The sequence below is a fragment of the Cupriavidus pauculus genome (assembly GCF_008693385.1).
Lineage (GTDB): Bacteria > Pseudomonadota > Gammaproteobacteria > Burkholderiales > Burkholderiaceae > Cupriavidus > Cupriavidus pauculus_D.
The window spans coordinates 927,181-946,618 of record NZ_CP044065.1 but is presented as its reverse complement, the minus strand read 5'-3'; the positions used below and the strand labels follow the sequence as shown (position 1 = coordinate 946,618).

The following is a 19,438-nucleotide window of genomic DNA, read 5'->3' as shown; positions in this document are numbered from 1 at the left end:
AAAGCACGTCGCCGGCGTTTAACGACCGGAAATCTTTCGTCGAATCAGGGAGTTAGATCGAACCGGACACGGGATTGCGCGTCAGCGAGGGCGCACGGTGACGGCACCCCACGGCACAACAACGGCGCAAGAACGGTGCGAGACACCGTTCCACGCCCCATGATGAGGCGTGGCATGCGAGCCGGCAGTGCATGCGCACGGTGCCGGCCCGCACGGCTCGGGATTACTTCTTCCGCGGCGGCGGGACGTCCGTGCAGACGCCTTCGTAGATCTCGGCAGCCATGCCGATCGACTCGCCCAGCGTCGGGTGCGGATGGATCGTCTTGCCGATATCCACGGCATCGGCGCCCATTTCGATCGCGAGGCAGACCTCGCTGATCAGGTCGCCCGCATGCGTGCCGACGATGCCGCCACCGATGATGCGATGCGTCTCTTCGTCGAAGATCAGCTTGGTGAAGCCTTCGTCGCGGCCATTGGCGATCGCGCGGCCCGAGGCGGCCCATGGGAACACGCCCTTGCCGTACTTGATGCCCTGCGCCTTGCACTGCTCCTCGGTCAGGCCGGCCCAGGCCACTTCCGGATCGGTGTAGGCGACCGACGGAATCTGCTTGACGTCGAAGTACGCCTTCTCGCCATGCGCGGCCTCGGCGGCCACGTGCGCTTCGTGCACGGCCTTGTGCGCAAGCATCGGCTGGCCGACGATATCGCCGATCGCGAAGATATGCGGCACATTCGTGCGCATCTGCTTGTCGACCTCGATAAAGCCGCGATCGGTCACGGCAACGCCGGCGCGCTCGGCGCCGATCTTCTTGCCGTTGGGCGTACGGCCCACGGAGACCAGCACGAAGTCGTAGCGCTGCGGCTCGGCCGGCGCGGCCTCGCCCTCGAACTTCACGTAGATGCCATCGGGCTTCGCTTCCACGCCGACGGTCTTCGTCTTGAGCATCACGTTGTCGAAGCGATGCTTGTTCATCTTGTCCCAGACCTTCACGAGGTCACGGTCCGCGCCCTGCATCAGGCCGTCGAGCATTTCCACGACGTCGATGCGCGCGCCCAGCGTGCTGTACACCGTGGCCATTTCCAGCCCGATGATGCCGCCGCCGATCACGAGCATCTTGCCCGGGATGCTCGGCAGCTCGAGCGCGCCCGTCGAATCGACGATACGCGGATCTTTCGGGATAAACGGCAGCATCACGGCCTGGCTGCCGGCCGCGATGATGGCCTGCTTGAACTGGATGACGGTCTTCTTGCCGCTCGTGGCCTGGCCTTCGCCCTCGGTTTCCTGCACTTCCAGATGGTGCGGATCGAGGAACGTGCCGAGGCCGCGCACGACCTGCACCTTGCGCATCTTGGCCATGCCCGCGAGGCCGCCGGTCAGCTTGCCGACCACGGACTCCTTGTAGCCGCGCAGCTTGTCCAGGTCGATCTTCACGTCGCCGAACGACACGCCATGGGAAGCGAGCGCCTTTGCCTCGTCGATGATCGCCGCGTTGTGCAGCAGCGCCTTCGACGGAATGCAGCCCACGTTCAGGCACACGCCGCCGAGCGTCTTGTAGCGCTCGACGATCACGGTGTTCATGCCGAGGTCCGCCGCGCGGAACGCGGCCGAATAGCCGCCGGGGCCCGCGCCCAGCACGAGCATGTCGCACTGGATGTCGGCGCCGCCCGTGTGCGTCGCGGCAGCGGGCGCGGCAGCCGGAGCCGCTGCGGGTGCTGCCGCGGGTGCGGGTGCCGGGGCGGCCGCAGGTGCCGGGGCGGGAGCGGCCGGTGCCGGCGCCGCGGCGCCCGCGGCGGCCTCCACCGTGCAGATCACGGTTCCCTTGGCCACCTTGTCGCCCACCTTCACGCGTACCTCGACCACCTTGCCGGCGGACGACGACGGCACGTCCATGCTGGCCTTGTCGGACTCGAGGACGATGAGCGACTGCTCCTCTTCCACCGTATCGCCGGCCTTGACCAGGACTTCAATGACTTCCACCGCGTCGAAATCGCCGATATCCGGCACCTTGACTTCGGTCACACTCATGCTTTGCTCCTCAAATGCGCGCCGCCCCCGCGGGGTTCAGGCCGCGCCTCCATTTTGGGTTGTCGGGGTTGCCGGATCCTGCAGAGAGACGACATGCACGTCGATGGGTCCCGCCGAACTCTTGTCGAACTCCACCCCCGCGTCCACGCCCACGCGCGCGATATCGCCGGCACCGAAGTCCGGCCGATCGTAGACCGCATGCATCGCGCCGAGCGCATAGTTGCGCCCCGATCCGATGCCCCAGAAGCGGTCGAACGAAAACACCTCGCGATACGAATAGACGCCGAAGATGCCGTGCGGATTGGCGATCAGGCAAACGATCTGCGACGACTCGTAGGGGTCGTCATCGTCTTCCTTGGTGTTGATGAAGTACTCGGACTTGAGCTTCTCGTGCACCTTGAGAAACGTGCGGAAGACATCGTCGCGCGAACCGAGCCGGCACTCCTCGCCCATGCCCAGCAGCAGGCTGCGCATGACCGGAAAGTGCGCGGTCGTCCCGGCCAGCGCGACAAAGCTCTCGCCCACCGGAAAGACCTTCTGGTTGCGTTCGTAGGCGCGCGAGAGCCGCGTGTCGCCGAACGTCACCAGCGCGTCGGCCGCGATTGCCACTTCGGCACCCTTCCTGACAACGACACATGTAGTCATGGCTGGCCTCTGGAATCGGGTGTCTGCGGGAGAGCGGCGAGGCCGGGGCGGGGACGTTGACGCCGTACCCGCCCTGCCTCAGATCACGCTCAGAGAATGATGCGGCGGAAATCCGCCAGCAGCTGGCCGATGTACGCGTTGAAGCGCGCCGCATCGGCACCGTCGATGACGCGATGGTCGTACGACAGCGACAGCGGCAGCATCAGACGCGGCACGAACTGCTTGCCGTCCCAGACCGGCTTCATGGCCGACTTGCTCGCCCCCATGATCGCCACTTCCGGGGCATTGATGATCGGCGTGAAGTGCGTGCCGCCAATGCCGCCGAGCGACGAGATGGAGAAGCAACCGCCCTGCATCTGGTCCGGCTTGAGCTTGCCGTCGCGGGCCGCCTTGGCCAGCTCGCCCATCTCCTTGCTGATCTCGAGCACGCCCTTCTTGTCGGCATCCTTGAGCACCGGCACGACGAGCCCGTTCGGCGTATCGGCCGCGAAGCCGATATTGAAATACTTCTTGAAGACGAGGTTGTCGCCGTCCAGCGATGCATTGAAGTTCGGGAACTTCTTCAGCGCCGCGACCGTGGCCTTGATCAGGAACGCGAGCATCGTGACCTTGACGCCGGCCTTCTCGTTTTCCTTGTTCAGCAGCACGCGGAAGGCTTCCAGCTCGGTGATATCGGCCTCGTCGTTGTTCGTGACGTGGGGGATCATCACCCAGTTGCGGTGCAGGTTGGCACCGGAAATCTTCTTGATGCGCGACAGCGGCTTGCTTTCGAACTCGCCAAAGCGGCTGAAGTCCACCTTCGGCCACGGCAGCAGGTTCAGTTCGCCACCGCCACCGCCGCCGGCGGCAGCGCCAGCGGCCGCGGCAGGCGCCGCGGTCTGGCCGCTCATCACGCCCTTGACGAAGTTCTGCACGTCTTCCTGGGTGATGCGGCCCTTCGGACCGGTACCCGGCACGCGCGAGACATCCACGCCGAGTTCGCGCGCGAAGCGGCGCACCGACGGGCTCGCGTGCGCGGCCTTGCCGGTCACGCCCTGCGCGGGCGCGGCGGCCGGCGCGGGAGCCGGAGCCGCTGCGGGGGCCGGCGCGGCGGCAGCCGGGGCCGGGGCCGCCGCGGCGGGTGCCGGTGCGGCGGCCGCTGCGGCCGGAGCCGGCGCGGCAGCACCGCCGGCGCCTTCCAGAATCAGCAGGACGACGCCTTCCTTCACGTTGTCGCCGATCTTGACCTTCACTTCCTTGACCGTGCCGGCCTGCGGCGACGGCACATCCATGGTGGCCTTGTCGGACTCGAGCGTAACCAGCGCGTCTTCGGCCTTGATCGTATCGCCGGCCTTCACGTGGACTTCGATCACGGGCACCGCGTCGTAGTCGCCGATATCGGGCACCTTGACCTCGATGGTGCCGCCACCGCCAGCGGGCGCGGCGGCCGGAGCCGGTGCGGGCGCCGGTGCGGCGGCCGCCGGGGCCGGAGCGGGTGCCGGCGCCGGAGCCGCCGCGGGCGCGGCAGCCGGTGCCGGCGCGGCGGCGCCAGCGGGCTCCAGCATGACCAGCACGGAGCCTTCCTTCACGTTGTCGCCCACCTTGATGCGGACTTCCTTGACCGTGCCGGCCTGCGGCGACGGCACGTCCATGGTGGCCTTGTCGGACTCGAGCGTGACCAGCGCGTCCTCGGCGTTGATCGTGTCGCCGGGTTTCACATGCACTTCGATGACGGGAACGGCGTCATAGTCGCCGATATCCGGCACCTTGATTTCAATCGCTTGACTCATTCAGTGTCTCTCCTGGGCAGCCGGCGCATGCGACAAACGACAAATGTAACGGGCGAGATTACTCCCACCGCGAGAATCTGTCATGTCGCCACGCCGCAAGGCGGCCGGAGCCGCGCTGCGGGGGTTTCGTGCGTCGTTATTGCGTTCGTGCGTGCTATGCGCGCTATCAGACCGACATGGGGTTCGGCTTGGACGGGTCGAGGTTGTACTTCTTGATGGCCTCGGCCACCTTTTCACGACCGATCGCGCCTTCGTCGGCCAGCGCCTTCAGCGCGGCCACCGTGACCCAGTGGCGATCCACTTCGAAGAAGTGGCGCAGCTTCTCGCGGGTGTCCGAGCGGCCGAAGCCATCGGTACCCAGCACCACGTAGCGGCGCGGCACGAACGGACGAATCTGTTCGGCGAACGCGCGCACGTAGTCGGTCGAGGCGATGACCGGACCGCGCACGCCCTTGAGCTTCTGCGTGACGAACGACTCGCGCGGCGTCTCGGTCGGGTGCAGCAGGTTGTAGCGCTCGACGTCCTGGCCTTCGCGGGCCAGTTCCGTGAAGCTCGGGCAGCCCCACAGGTCCGATTCCACGCCCCAGTCCTTCTTCAGCAGGTCCGCGGCGGCGATCACCTCGCGGAAAATCGTGCCCGAGCCCAGCAGCTGCACGCGCGGCGCGTTGCTGTTCTCCACGCCCTTGCGGAACTGGTACATGCCCTTGACGATGTCGCCCTCTACGCCAGCCGGCATTTCCGGATGTTCGTAGTTCTCGTTCATCACCGTCAGGTAGTAGTAGACGTCTTCCTGCTCGGCATACATGCGGCGCAGGCCGTCCTGCATCACCACCGCCAGTTCGTACTGGAACGTCGGGTCGTACGAGATGCAGTTCGGAATCGCGGCGTGGAACACGTGCGAGTGACCGTCCTCGTGCTGCAGGCCTTCGCCGTTCAGCGTCGTGCGGCCCGACGTGCCGCCCAGCAGGAAGCCGCGCGAACGCATGTCCGCGGCGGCCCAGCACAGGTCGCCGATACGCTGGATGCCGAACATCGAGTAGTAGATGTAGAACGGAATCATCTGCACGCCATGCGTCGAATACGACGTGGCCGCGGCGATCCAGTCGCACATCGCGCCGGCTTCGTTGATGCCTTCCTGCAGCACCTGGCCGGTTTCCGATTCCTTGTAGAACATCAGCTGGTCATGGTCCTCGGGGACGTACTTCTGACCCTGCTGGTTCCAGATACCGACCTGGCGGAACAGGCCTTCCATGCCGAACGTACGCGATTCGTCCGGCACGATGGGCACCACGTGCTTGCCGATCTGCTTGTCCTTCAGCAGCGTGTTCAGGATCCGCACGAACGCCATCGTCGTGGACACTTCGCGGCCTTCGCCCGTTGCCTTGAGCAGGGCCTCGAAGGCCTTGAGCTCGGGCACGGCCAGCGGCGCGGCCTGCTTGCGGCGCGCCGGCAGGTAACCGCCGAGTTCCATGCGGCGGGCGCGCATGTATTCCAGTTCCTTCGAACCTTCGTCGAACGTCAGGTACGGCACCTTCTCGAGCTGGTCGTCGGCAACCGGAATGTTGAACTGGTCGCGGAACTTGCGGATCGACTCCACCGGCATCTTCTTCTGCTGGTGGGCGACGTTCATCGCCTGGCCCGCGTCACCCATGCCATAGCCCTTGATGGTCTTGGCGAGGATCAGCGTCGGCTGGCCCTTGTGGTCGCTCGCGGCCTTGTAGGCGGCATACACCTTGTGCGGATCGTGGCCGCCGCGGTTCAGGCGCCAGATATCGTCGTCGGACCAGTCGGCCACCATGGCCTTCAGTTCCGGCGTATTGAAGAAGTGCTCGCGCACGTAGGCGCCATCCTTGGCCTTGAAGGTCTGGTATTCGCCGTCCACGCATTCCATCATGCGCTTCATCAGCAGGCCCTTGTGGTCGCGCGCCAGCAGCTGGTCCCAGCGGCTGCCCCACACCACCTTGATCACGTTCCAGCCGGCGCCGCGGAATTCCGACTCCAGTTCCTGGATGATCTTGCCGTTGCCGCGCACCGGGCCGTCCAGGCGCTGCAGGTTGCAGTTGATCACGAACACGAGGTTGTCCAGGCGTTCGCGGCCGGCCATGCCGATCGCGCCGAGCGATTCCGGCTCGTCGGTCTCGCCGTCGCCGAGGAAGGCCCAGACCTTGCGGTCGCCGGCCTTGGCCAGGCCGCGGCTGTCCAGGTACTTCATGAAGCGTGCCTGGTAGATGGCCATGATCGGGCCGAGGCCCATCGACACGGTCGGGAACTGCCAGAAGTCCGGCATCAGCCACGGATGCGGGTACGACGAGATACCCTTGCCGTCCACTTCCTGGCGGAAGTTGTCGAGCTGCTCGGTCGTCAGGCGGCCCAGCAGGAACGCGCGCGAGTAGACGCCCGGCGCCGAGTGGCCCTGCACGAAGACGAGGTCGCCGCCCAGTTCTTCGGTGGGGGCGCGCCAGAAGTGGTTGTAGCCGACGTCATAGAGCGTCGCGGCGGAAGCGAACGACGAGATATGGCCGCCGACGTTGGTATGCTTGTTCGCGCGCAGCACCATCGCCATCGCGTTCCAGCGCGTGTACGAACGGATGCGGTGCTCGATGTCCTGGTCGCCAGGGATGCGTGCCTGCAGCTCGACCGGAATCGTGTTGATGTATTGCGTTTCCGCATGGAACGGCTGGGTCACGCCGTTCACGCGTGCGTATTCGATCTGCTTGTCGATCAGGAAGGCAGCCCGCTCGGGACCTTCGGCGGCGATGACACCCTGCAGGGCATCGAGCCATTCATGCGTTTCCTGGGGGTCTGCGTCGTTGGCGCTGCTGGCGCCGAGGATCTGCTCTGGTACAGCTGACATGACTGTCTCCTGGGTAAATTCCTGCCCGCTCCGCCGGGTAAGCGGGGGGTCGGCCGCGGGGGGTGGTCAGAATGCGGCAGGCACGTGAAATCCGCCCGCACTATTGGGTCGAAGCGATTCTATGGAAGCACAGGAGCGGCTTGCAAGCGAAATTTTCAGATTACGGATTCGTTTTTTATAATGTGGAATAATGCCGCAGTGCACCAGAATTCGCATTGCAGCGCATCATGAAAAGCCGTGGGAAATCGGAATTTGCCCAGCCAAGTGGCGCATTCGATAGATGCTTTCCCCAAGCGACGCACCGCAGTAATGCCGATAAAGTAATGCCGCTACACTGGCCTGTCAGTTGTCCCCGCCTCTCTATGCAGTTCCTCGAACGAATCCTCTCCAGCTTCCGCACCGCGATGCTCCCGCCGTCTACCGCCGATTCCGGCCACGGCGCCCGTACCGGCGACGACGCGTTGCATCCCGGCCCCGCGCAGGCGCACCGGCACGGCGAAGCGCACGACGCGCCGGACACCCATGACGCGAATCCCGACGCGGGCCCCTATGCGGCCGCGCCGCGCGGCCTGTGGTGGCTGCGCTGGCGCAACCTCGTCGCGACCAGCTGGTTCATGTTCATCCCGCTCGTGGCGATCGTGCTGTTCACGGTGGCCATGGGCGTCATCCTCTGGTCGCTGCACGAGACCGAGCGCCAGCAGCAGCGCGACGCGCTCTATCGCGACGCGGCGTGGGCGCAGCAGCGCGTGCGGCTGTCCCTGCTGAGCAACCAGGATCAGCTTGCCTCCCTCGCGCGCGATATCGCGGCCGCGCAGCTCGACCAGGGCGCCTATCGCACCGCCGCGCAGGAAATCCTGCGCGAGAACCCAGAGATCGTGTTCATCAACTGGCTCGACGCCACGCGGCGCGGACGCTGGTCGCTGCCGTCCACCTCGGAGTTCGCGAGCCGCCTGCGCGAGTCGCAGGACCAGCCGCTCGAGCCCGAGGTACTGGATACCTTCGACGCCGCGCGCGAAACGCAGCGCGTGGTCTACTCGCGGCCGCTCGTCAACGACCGCGGCGACAGCTTCATGCTGATGGAAGTGCCGATCGTGCGGGACAACGAATTCCTCGGCACGCTCGGCGCGCTGTACTCGATCAACGGCATCCTGACCCATCTGCTGCCCCCCGAGCTCACCGAGCGCTACCGCTTCTCGCTGATCGACAAGAACAACCAGACGCGCGCGAGCACGTCGGTACGGCCGGTACCGGGCAACGCGCTGTCGTACGAGGTCCTGCTCGATCCGCCCGGCCATTCGCTGTCGCTGCGCGCCGATGCCTATCCGCCGCCGTCCAACCTGCCCAACAACATGCTGTTGTGGCTCGTGGTCGGCCTGTCGTGCTTCCTGCTGTGGAGTCTCTGGAGCATGTGGCGGCATACGAGCCGCCGCTCGGAGGCGCAGCGCGCGCTGCTCGCGGAAACGTCGTTCCGCCGCGCGATGGAAAACTCGATGCTGATCGGCCTGCGCGCGCTCGACCTCAACGGCCGCATCACGTACGTCAATCCCGCATTCTGCCGCATGACGGGCTGGCTGGAAGCCGACCTCGTCGGCCGCATGCCCCCTTTCCCCTACTGGCCGCCCAACGACCAGCAGGAGATGCAGAAGCAGATCGACCTCACGCTGCAGGGCAAGTCGCCGGCCACCGGCTACGAGATGCGCGTGATGCGCCGCGACGGCAGCAGCTTCTTCGCGCGCATGTACGTCTCGCCGCTCGTCGATAGCCGCGGCCGCCATACGGGCTGGATGAGTTCGATGACGGACATCACCGAGCCCAAGCGCGCGCGCGAGGAGCTGGCCGCCGCGCACGACCGCTTCACCACGGTGCTCGAGAGCCTGGACGCCGCGGTGTCGGTGCTGGCCACCGACAAGGCCGAACTGCTGTTCGCCAACCGCTATTACCGCCAGCTGTTCGGCTGGGAAGCCGAGGGCCACCTGAAGCTGGCCGGCGACGACTTCGACAAGGAGCAGATCTCGAGCGACAGCACCGACTACGTCGATGCCTACGCGGGCCTGCCCGCTTCCGAGCTCATGCCCTACGCGTCCGACGCGCGGGAAGTGTTCGTGCCGGACATGCAGAAATGGTTCGAAGTCCGCCGCCGGTATATCCAGTGGGTGGACGGCCACCTCGCGCAGATGCAGATCGCCACGGACATCACCATGCGCAAGGCCGCCGAGGAAATGGCGCGCCAGCACGAAGAGCGCCTGCAGTTCACGAGCCGCCTGACCACCATGGGCGAAATGGCGTCGTCGCTCGCGCACGAGCTCAACCAGCCGCTCGCGGCCATCAACAACTACTGCATGGGCGCCGTGGCGCGGCTCCACTCGGGCCGCAGCACGCCCGAGGACCTGATTCCGGTGCTCGAGAAAACGTCCGCGCAGGCCGTACGCGCGGGCACCATCATCAGCCGCATCCGGGGCTTCGTGAAGCGTAGCCAGCCGCAGCGCCGCGAAGCGTCGCTGCACGACATCGTCGCCGACGCGGTCGGACTGGCCGATCTGGAAGCCACGCGCCGCCGCGTGACCATCCTCACGCGCCTGCCCGCCCCGCCGCTGCTGCTGTACGTCGATCCGGTGCTGATCGAACAGGTGCTCGTCAACCTGCTCAAGAACGCGGTGGAAGCCATGGCGGGCCTGCCGGCCATGCGCGCGGCCGGCGTCGTGCGCCTGCACGCGCGGGTGGAACCGATGGAATTCGGCCAGTGCTGCTGCATCGACGTGATCGACCAGGGGCCGGGCGTGGACGAGGCGACCAAGGAGCGGCTGTTCGAGCCGTTCTTCAGCACCAAGTCGGACGGCATGGGCATGGGCCTCAATATCTGCCGGTCGATCATCGAATCCCACCAGGGCCGGCTCTGGGTGGAAAACAACCCCGATGGCATCGGCTGCACGTTCAAGATCACATTGCCGATCCACACGGCCCCAACTGAGCAATAATCACGGCATGGGCACTTCCGTTGTACGGCTTTCGCGCAACCTCGCACTCCGGTTACACTTCGCTCCAAACGACCCTTGCCAGGAGACTTCATGACAGCAACGCCTTCCCCAACGCCTCACCGCGGCGAGACCGTCTTCATCGTCGATGACGACGAGGCGATGCGCGACTCGCTGACCTGGCTGCTCGAGGGCAATGGCTATCAGGTCCGCAGCTTCAACAGCGCCGAGCAGTTTCTTTCGGCCTATGACGCCGGACAGGTTTCCTGCCTGATCCTCGACGTGCGGATGCCGGGCATGAGCGGCCCCGAGCTGCAGGAGCGCATGCTCGCCGAGGGCATCGACATCCCCATCGTCTTCATTACCGGCCACGGCGACGTGCCGATGGCGGTCTCCACGATGAAGCGCGGCGCCATCGATTTCATCGAGAAACCGTTCGACGAATCGGAACTGCGCGCGCTCGTGGAGCGCATGCTGACCAAGGCGCGTACCGATCATTCGGCGGCCCGCGAACAGCGCGCGGCCAAGGACCTGCTCGGCAAGCTGACCACGCGCGAGCAGCAGGTGCTCGAGCGCATCGTCGCCGGCCGCCTGAACAAGCAGATCGCCGACGACCTTGGCATCTCCATCAAGACCGTGGAGGCGCACCGCGCCAACATCATGGAGAAGCTCAACGTGAACACGGTGGCGGACCTGCTTCGCCTCGCGCTCTCGCGCAACAGCTGATCCCGGGATCCGCCGGTCTGCCGGCCGCCGCGGCTCAGCCGGCGGCGGCCGGCGGATCCGTCATCTCCTCCGTGCCCCCCAACGCGCGGAACAGCGTCATCTGCGCGCGTAGCTGGTTCACGCGCGTGGTCAGCGCCGCGGCGCTCGCCTCGCGGCGCGCACGCCCATCGTCGAGCGCCGCGCGCAACGTTCCCTTGCCCGCCACATAACGCGCCATGCTCAGCGCTTCCGCGCGCGTGGCCGCGTCCAGCGCGGCACGCACCTCCCCCGCCTCGCGCCCCAGGCTCTCGCGCTCCACCATTGCCTCGTTCACCTCCACGAGCGCCGCGTACAGCGTCTTCTGGTACGTCGTCACGCTCTCGTCGTGGTTCACGCGCGCGATATCGGACGCCATCTGCAATGCCTGCCATTTGAGCAGCGGCATCATCAGGCCGCCTCCGAGCGTTCCGAACGGATTCGAGAACAGCTGACCGAGGTCGCTGCTGCGGCCCGTGGCATCGGCGGTCAGCGTCAGTTTCGGGTAGAAATCGGCGATGCTCGCATCGTAGAGATTGAGCGTCGCGCGCATGCGGGTCTCGGCGGCGGCCACGTCCGGCCGCCGCGCGAGCGCCGTGGCCGGCAGCCCTGGCGCCAGTTCGGGCAGATCGGCGCTCGGCAGGGTATAGGCCGCGGCGGCCTCGGCCGCCACGGGTGCCGACAGCAGCTTGCCCAGCGTCAGGCGCTGCGTATCGCGTTGCCGCAGATGGCGCTCCAGCGCCGCCGATGTCGCCGCCGTATCGCGCTCCGCCAGCGCGAGTTCGATCGCGCTCCCCGCCCCTGCCTGCCTGCGCGCGCGCGTCAGCGAGAGCACCCGCTCCGCGTCCGCGAGGTCGGCCTGCGCCAGCGCGATGCGCGTGTTGAGCTCGGCGATGCTCCAGTACAGCGTGGACACCTCGCCGACGAGCGCGAGCTTCGTCGCCTGCAGATCGAAGGCACTCGCCGCCGCGCGCCATGCGGCGGCCTCCTGCGTGCGCGCCAGTTTTCCCCACAGGTCCACGTCGTAGCTGAGCGCGAGTCCGGCCTCGTAGCCACGCACGCTCGAGCCGCCGTGCTTCAGGTTGCGCTTGGTGCTCGCGCCGGTGCGCAGGTCCAGCGAGGGCATGCCGCGCGCGTCCTCGGCGCCCGCTTCGAGCCGCGCGCGGTACATGCGCAGGCCGGCGAGCGCCAGATCCGCATTGCGCTCGAGTGCCTGCTCGATCAGGGCATCGAGCCGCGCGTCGCCGAATGCGCGCCACCAGCGTGCGTCGGGGCGCATCTGCGTCGCGCCGGCCGGCACGGGCGCGTCCCATGCCGGCGGCAGCGTGGATGCAGGCGTTTCATACGGAGTGCGCAGCAGACTCCCACAGGCCGTACAGGCCATGGCAAGGGCTAGCGCGACGAGCCTGAGCGGCCGGGCCGAACGCCGCATCGCCTTATCCCCTCGCGAGCGCCACGACCGGCACCAGCCGCGACGCATTGCGCGCGGGCACGTAGCCAAATCCCACGCCAACGGCAATTGCGGTGGCGCAGGCCCCGGCCACCGCCCAGGGCGAGAACACCATCGAGATCTCGTTCTGCAGGCGCCCGATCAGCATGCCGATGCACCAGGCGAACGCCACGCCCGCCAGCGCCCCGGTCAGGCACAGCAGCACGGCCTCGATCAGGAATTGCTGGCGGATGTCGGCGCGCCGCGCGCCGACCGCCATGCGGATACCGATCTCGCGCGTGCGCTCGCTCACGGCCACCAGCATGATGTTCATGACGCCCACGCCGCCGACGACCAGCGAGATCAGCGCCACCGCCGATACCAGCAGCGTCAGCGTGCCGGCGATCGCCTCCACCTTCTTGACGAAGTGGTCGCTGACCATGATGAAGAAATCCTTGCGGCCGTGCAGCTTGGTGAGGATGCGTTCCAGATCGCGCGGCGGCCACGCGCCCTGCCCGGGCTTGAGCCGGACCTTGATCGCATCGAAGTAGTCGCGCGCCTGAAACCGGTACATCTGCGTCGTGTACGGCAGCCACGCCTCGGGCGCGGGTTCGGGGGCGAACAGCGCCTTCCGCGTTCGCGCCACGCCGATCACGCGGCACGGCACCTGATCGACGAGCACGGTTTCGCCGACCGGATCGCGATCCTTGCCGAACAGGCGCCGCGCGAGCGTGTCGTCGATGACGATGACCTGCGCCTGCCGGAATACGTCGCTGGCGGAGAACGCGGTGCCGGACGCCATCGTTGCCCCGGAGGCACGGAAGAACCGCGCACCCACGCCGCTCAGCGTCACGCGCACGGACCGGCTGCCGCGGCGCGCCGTCGCCGAACCGGCCACGACCGGGCTGACGCTATCGACATAGGGCTGCATCGCCAGCAATGGCAGGTCGGTCTCGCCCAGCACCCGGCGTCCCGCCGCGTCGTCGTCGTTCCAGTCCTTGCCCGGAAAGATATCGACGGTATGGGCGCCCAGTGCGCGCAGGTCGTCGATCACGCGCCGCTTGGCGCCTTCGCCGAGGCCGGTGACGAGAATCACGGCCGCGATGCCCATGACGATGCCCAGCATCGTCAACGCGGCGCGCAGCCGATGGCTGGTCATGGCGCGCCATGCCATGGCCAGCGATACGCGCAGGCGCGCGAGCGAGATGAGCGATTCCCCGCGTACCGGCGCCATCGTGCCGTTTCGCGCGGGGCCGTCCGTGCGTGCCGCCAGCGCGGGGCCCGGCGCCACGCGCCGGTCGGCAATCACGCGGCCGTCGCAGAGCTCGACCACGCGTTCCGCCACGGCCGCCACGTCGGGGTCATGCGTCACGATGACGATCGTATGGCCTTCCCGATGCAACGCTCGCAGATGCCTGAGCACCTCCTCGTGGCTCGCGCGATCGAGCGCGCCGGTCGGCTCGTCGGCCAGGATCACCGAGCCGCCATTGATCAGCGCGCGCGCGATGCTGACGCGTTGCTGCTGCCCGCCCGACAGCTGCGACGGCAGATGCGCAAGGCGCTGCCCGAGGCCCAGGCGCCTGAGCAGCTGACAGGCGCGCTTGCGACGCACGTCGGCCCGGATGCCCGCATAGATCGCCGGCATCTCGACATTTTCCAGCGCGGTCAGCGCCGGCAGCAGGTCGTAACGCTGGAACACGAACCCGAACGTGTCGCGGCGCAATGCGGCCAGCGCGTCGGCATCGAGCCGGCGCGTATCGCGTCCGCCGATCCGGTAGGTGCCTTCGGTCGGCCGATCGAGGCAGCCGAGCAGATTGAGCAGCGTGGTCTTGCCCGATCCGGACCGGCCGACGATGGCCAGCATCTCGCCCGCGTGGATATCGAGGTCGAGCGGCTGCAGCGCCATCGTCCGCGCGCCGGCCGCCTTGCCCGCGCGGTCCGACACGGTCTCGTAGGCGCGCGACACCGCGCGCAGTTCCAGCAACGGCTGTGTCACGCCTGCTCCCGCGGCATCCCGCCCCACACGTCCGGCCGCGCTCCGCCCCGCGCTTCAGCCTGCGCTTCAGCCCACACTCCGCCCCGAGCTGCGCCCCGCACCTCGGCCCACATCCCGGCCCGCATTTCGTCCCGCACGTCGGCCCGCACGTCCGCCCGCATTTCGTCCCACACGTCGGCCCGCATTTCGTCCCACACGTCCGCCCGCATTTCGTCCCACACGTCGACCCGCATCTCGGCCCGCACATCGGCCTGCATCTCGGCTCGCGTCTCGGCTCGCGTCTCGGCCCGCATGCCAGCCCGCATCTCGCCCCGCACGTCGGCCGGCATCCCGGCCCGCACATCGGCCCGCACATCGGCCCGCACTCCCGCCCGCATCTCGGTCCGCGCCTCGGCCCGCGTCCCGGCTCGCACATCGGCCTGCATCCCGGCCCGCATCTCGCCCCGCACGTCGGCCCGCGTCCCGGCCCGCATCTCGCCCCGCATGTCGGCCCGCATCCCGGCCCGCACATCGGACTGCATCCCGGCCCGCATCTCGGTCCGCGTCTCGGTCCGCACTCCGGCCCGCACATCGGACTGCATCCCGGCCCGCATCTCGGCTCGCGCCTCGGCCCGCATCCCGGCCCGTGTCTCGGCTCGCATCCCGGCCCGCACATCGGCCCGCGTCTCAGCCCGCGTCTCAGCCCGCGCCTCGGCCCGCACTTCGGCCTGCATCTCGGCCCGCATGCCAGCCCGCACCTCGGCTCGCGCCTCGATCGGCGCCTCGGTCGGCGTCTCGGCCCGCATCTCGGCCCGCGCCTCGGCCTGCCCCCCCGCCTGCGGCTCCACCATCACGGCCTCCCCCTCCTCCACGCCGCGAAGAATCTGCACCCAGACGTGATCGCTCAACCCGATCTCCACCTCGCGGGTCTCCCATCCCGCGAGCCTGCCGTCCGCGCCCCGCCGCGCCACCTGCACCGTATGCCGCCCCTGCTCGTCCGGACCGTTCACCGCGGCCGCCGGCACGCGCACCGCGCCGGCCGCGCGGCCCGTGACGATGGACACCTGGGCCGTCATCGATGGCTTCAGCGCATGATCCCCGTTGGCCACCAGAAACTCGCCGTGATAATAGATCGCGCCCCCTTGCCCAATCGCGAGTGGCGCATCCCCGCCCGGCGGTGCCGGCGAAATGCTCCGCAACACGACCGGAACCCTGCGCAGCGGCGCCCCCAGAATCGAGAACCATCCACTCTGCCCCGTACGCACCCGCACCACGTCCGCCTCCGAGATCCGCGCCTTGACGAGCATCTCGTCCAGATCGGCCAGCACAAGGATGGTCGGCGCCGACTGCACCGCCACGAGCGTCTGCCCCACCTCGGCGGTGACCGAAATGACCTGTCCATCCATCGGCGCGACGATGCGCGTATAAGCCAGGCTGGCCGCCGCCGACTCCACGGCCACGCGCGCCTGCCGTACCGTGGCCTCGAGCGCCGCCACGTTCGCCGCGCTGGCCTCGGCCTGCGCGCGGGCCGCATCGAGATCGGCCTCGGTATTGGCATCGGTCTGCCGCATCGCGAGCTCGCGCTTCCATGCCAGCCGATGCTGGCGCAGCTGCGCCAGCTGCGCGGTCCGCTGCGCCTCCGCGTGCGTGAGCGCAGCCTCGGCCCGCTTCAGTTCGTTCTGCTGCAGCACGGGATCGATCTCGGCCAGCAACTGGCCCCGTTCGACGCGATCGCCCACGCGCACGGCCAGCGTCTTGAGCTGGCCGCTGACCTGCGCCCCCACATTGACCTGCCGCATCGGCACGATGGTCCCAGTGGCCAGCACCGTTTCCTCGATATCGCCGCGCGTGGCAGCCACCAAGGGCATGGGCGCCGCGGCGGCCGACAGCCTGTGCCAGACGAAGGCTCCGGCCACGGCAGCGACCGCAAGAACCGCGACCGTCACGATGACGGGCCATGCGCGGCCCAGCGCCGGCCGACAGAAGGCTCGCATCATGTATTCGCCGCCGCACCACATGTCCGTTCTCCGGCGCCGCGCATCAACACGCGCGCTGATGCGCAAACCGGTGGATGCGATGCAACGCCCCGTCGCGCAATTCATATACCGCATCGAACAGCGGCAGCAGGCTGCGATCGTGCGTGACCACGACGGCCGCGCCCTCGCAGGACGTAATGGCCCGCATGACCAGCCCGGCACTGACCTCGTCGAGGTTCGCCGTCGGCTCGTCGAAGATGCTGACCGGCAGGCGCGCGTACAGCGCCCGCGCCACCAGCAGCCGCTGCCGCTCCCCCGCGGAGAGCGACGCGGTGGCTTCGCTGATCAGCGTCGCAAGGCCCGCGGGCAGACCCGCGAGGCGCGTGGCCAGCCCGAGGTTTTCGGCAGTGCGCGCGCACAGGCCGAGGTCCGGTGCCGCGGCGAACATCGTGATGTTGTCGGCAACCGAGCCGCTGAACAGCGTATCGAATGCGGTCTGGTAGTAGCAAAAGGCGCGCAATGCGCCCCAGTCCGCGGTTTCCGCGCCGTCGATGCGCAGCACGCCGGCGCCCGGCCGCTCGAGCCCCGACAGCACGGTCAGCAGCATGGTCTTGCCCGCGCCGGAGGAACCGATGATCGCGATCTTCTCGCCGCGCCGGATCTCCAGCGCCACATCGTCGAGGACCGCATTGCCGCCATCGTGACGCATCGATACGCCCCGCACGGCCAGCACCTCGGGTACGACCCGCTCGGCGTCGCTCCGGCCGGTCGTCCGCGGATCCTTCTCGTGCTCGAAGATGTCTTCCGCGCGCGCTTCGGCCACGCGGTTCGAGCGCATCGCCAGCCATGCGCCATAGACCTGCCCCACGGCACCGATGGCCATTTGCCGCAGGAAGGCGAACGCATAAAAGCCGCCGAACGTCAGCTCGCCAGCCATGATGGCCCGGCCCGCGATGCCTAGTGTGATCATGAGCTCCGTGCCACCGATCCACGCATACGCGGTGCGCTGCCGAAGCTCGAGATCCGCCCCCGCGCGCCACGACGCGTTCACGCGCTGCGCCAGCCGCGTGAACGCGATGCCGCGCGCGTGCAGGATATTGGCCGACTTCAGCGCGGTGATACCCTGCACGCTCTCCAGCAGGAACTGGCGTTGTTCCGCGCCGGAGACCTCCGACTCCACGCGAATGACTTGCGCCTGCATCACGTAGCGTTGCGTCAGCAGTCCGGTCACGATCATCCCCACCACGCTCACGAGCGCGAGTGCCGGTTGCAGCCATGCCATGACGGCAACGGTCAGGATGGCGATGGCCGAAGCGCAGACGATCGCATTGCCAAGCTGCGTCCGGTCGCGCGCCGCATCGCCAAAGGCCACGAGCCGCTCCACGATATCGCCGGGCTTGCGCCGCGAGAAATAGCGCAGGCGATTGTCGAGCAACTGGCCAAAACCGTGGGTCATGGCATGCGTGCCGATACCGGCGCAGCGGCGATTCATCGCCCGCGACGTCAGGCGGTCGAATGCAAACGCGCCGGCCAGCGCAAGCAGGTATGCGAACGCAACCTTCTCGTAGAGATCGAGGTTCTCGCGGTCGAGCATCCAGTCGACCGTCATGCCCACGAACAGCGGCGTCAGGAACGCCAGCAGTCCGGCACCGAGCATCAGCGCGACCAGCCGCGCCCCGCCCGCCATGCCAAGCACGTCGGGCCACGCGCGGCGCCGGCTTTCGGAGGTGCGCGGCTGCGGCCGGACCGTTTCGTCCAGCACCAGCGCGTAACCGGACGCTACACTCGCAAGCTCCGTGGCGTGCATCACATGCATGCCCACGGCCGGGTCGAACACCTGCATGCGATTGCCGCCGCCGCGCATCGCCAGCACGAAATGATTGCCGCCCACGTGGACGATCGCGGGCAGCGGCAGCTCCCGCAGCGCGTCGCGCGGAAAGCAGACCGGATCCGCCGCAATGCCGTGCTGCGCCAGCGCGTCGGCAATATCCGCGAGCGACATGCCAAGCAGCGGCGCCCCATGGCGCGCGCGCAGGTCCGCGAGGGTCGCGTCCCGCCCCAGCGATTTCAGCAGCATGACCATGCAGGCCAGCCCGCACTCGGACGTTTCGCCCTGATAAACGGGTTCGATCGGGTGCAGGCCCGCGATGGCGCCAAACGACGTGCGCGAGGGAGTGCGTGTGGACATGATCAACGCTCCGCGCTGTCGTTGAAGTAGAACAGCGAAGGGAAATGCCACAGCAGCCACTGGTCGCCATGCGACCACAACGCCTGCTCCATGCAGCGCGCGATGCCGTCGACATCGTCGCAGGGATCGAAGATGCGGATTGCCAGCCGGTCGTCCTGCCAATAGATGTAAAACGGCAGGATGCCGACGCCCGCCATGCGCGCGAAGCTCTCTGCGCCGACGTGCAGACGCGCTTCCCGGCCGAACAGCCGCACGGAGCGCGTGCGCATCGCATAGCCCAGATACGCTTCGGAGAACTGCGGCAGGATGTCGGGGAACATCACGAGGTTCGCCGCGTGCTCGCGCAGCTCACGCATGATCCGGCGATGCGCGGCGAGCGGCGCGTCCGGAGCATGCTGGATGACCGTCATGCCATGCGCCTGCAGGTGACTGGCCTCCATGAGCCCAATCCGCTCCTGCCCATAGATCGAGAATACGTGCGCGCGCCGCGGCGCGGCCAGCGCGGCCACGACCGTCGCGGTGATATCGGAGCACATATGCAGCGGCGCCAGGACAGGTGGCCCGCCACGGCGCGATGCGCGCGATATGGCCGCCTCCAGCTGCGCGGCGCAGGCCTCGAGCATCGGTACCAGCGTGGGGGCGGCGCAGCACACCGCCGAGTCGAGCACCATGCGTCGGCGCATCGCGACCCGATACTGGATCCCGTCGGGCATGCCCGCCACCTCTCGGCGCAGACGTTCGCACATGGCACCCCGCGGCCGGTCGCCGAGGGCGCGCGCGACGGGCACCATCGGCAGCCGGCAGAGCCGCATCACGAGGCCGATATCGGCGCGCGCCCAGAATTGCGCCTGCGCCCACATGGC

11 protein-coding genes are annotated in these 19,438 nt (G+C 68.0%); 2 read left to right on the top strand and 9 right to left on the bottom strand.

Annotated features, from left to right (window positions below; genetic code table 11):
• Positions 1-223 precede the first annotated feature (223 nt).
• The 4 genes from lpdA to aceE all read right to left on the bottom strand — a co-directional run bounded on the left by lpdA (position 224) and on the right by aceE (position 7,294).
• Positions 224-2,026, bottom strand: coding sequence for a dihydrolipoyl dehydrogenase (gene lpdA / locus FOB72_RS04370; protein WP_150371399.1), 1,803 nt, complete (start codon positions 2,024-2,026; stop codon positions 224-226).
• A 36-nt stretch (positions 2,027-2,062) separates the two neighbouring features.
• Positions 2,063-2,671, bottom strand: coding sequence for an MFS transporter (locus FOB72_RS04365; RefSeq protein ID WP_150371398.1), 609 nt, complete (start codon positions 2,669-2,671; stop codon positions 2,063-2,065).
• Between the two features lie 89 nt (positions 2,672-2,760).
• Positions 2,761-4,440, bottom strand: a complete 1,680-nt coding sequence (gene aceF / locus FOB72_RS04360; protein WP_150371397.1) for a dihydrolipoyllysine-residue acetyltransferase — start codon at positions 4,438-4,440, stop codon at positions 2,761-2,763.
• Positions 4,441-4,606: 166 nt separating this feature from the next.
• Positions 4,607-7,294 carry a pyruvate dehydrogenase (acetyl-transferring), homodimeric type gene (gene aceE / locus FOB72_RS04355; protein ID WP_150371396.1) on the bottom strand — a complete coding sequence of 896 codons (2,688 nt, stop codon included), beginning with the start codon at positions 7,292-7,294 and terminating at the stop codon, positions 4,607-4,609.
• A gap of 362 nt (positions 7,295-7,656) precedes the next feature.
• Here aceE and FOB72_RS04350 point away from each other — a divergent pair, with 362 nt between their 5' ends.
• Together FOB72_RS04350 and FOB72_RS04345 are read left to right on the top strand one after the other, a co-directional pair.
• Complete coding sequence (locus FOB72_RS04350; protein ID WP_150371395.1) at positions 7,657-10,269, top strand: PAS domain S-box protein; 2,613 nt, start codon at positions 7,657-7,659, stop codon at positions 10,267-10,269.
• A gap of 90 nt (positions 10,270-10,359) precedes the next feature.
• Positions 10,360-10,992, top strand: a complete 633-nt coding sequence (locus FOB72_RS04345) for a response regulator transcription factor (RefSeq protein ID WP_109580794.1) — start codon at positions 10,360-10,362, stop codon at positions 10,990-10,992.
• Positions 10,993-11,026: 34 nt separating this feature from the next.
• On the opposite strand, the gene FOB72_RS04340 is transcribed toward FOB72_RS04345, so the two are convergent.
• The 5 genes from FOB72_RS04340 to FOB72_RS04320 are packed head-to-tail and all read right to left on the bottom strand — an operon-like array spanning position 11,027 to position 19,435.
• Entirely contained in the window at positions 11,027-12,439 is a 1,413-nt protein-coding gene (locus tag FOB72_RS04340) for an efflux transporter outer membrane subunit (protein WP_191002186.1), read from the bottom strand.
• A gap of 4 nt (positions 12,440-12,443) precedes the next feature.
• On the bottom strand, positions 12,444-14,432 hold the full coding sequence (locus tag FOB72_RS04335) for an ABC transporter permease (RefSeq protein ID WP_150371393.1): 1,989 nt from the start codon (positions 14,430-14,432) through the stop codon (positions 12,444-12,446).
• Complete coding sequence (locus FOB72_RS04330; RefSeq protein WP_191002185.1) at positions 14,429-16,408, bottom strand: efflux RND transporter periplasmic adaptor subunit; 1,980 nt, start codon at positions 16,406-16,408, stop codon at positions 14,429-14,431. Before FOB72_RS04330 ends, FOB72_RS04335 begins: the two co-directional genes overlap by 4 nt.
• A gap of 43 nt (positions 16,409-16,451) precedes the next feature.
• Positions 16,452-18,575, bottom strand: a complete 2,124-nt coding sequence (locus tag FOB72_RS04325; RefSeq protein WP_150371391.1) for a peptidase domain-containing ABC transporter — start codon at positions 18,573-18,575, stop codon at positions 16,452-16,454.
• A 2-nt stretch (positions 18,576-18,577) separates the two neighbouring features.
• Complete coding sequence (locus tag FOB72_RS04320; RefSeq protein WP_150371390.1) at positions 18,578-19,435, bottom strand: hypothetical protein; 858 nt, start codon at positions 19,433-19,435, stop codon at positions 18,578-18,580.
• Positions 19,436-19,438: the final 3 nt, after the last annotated feature.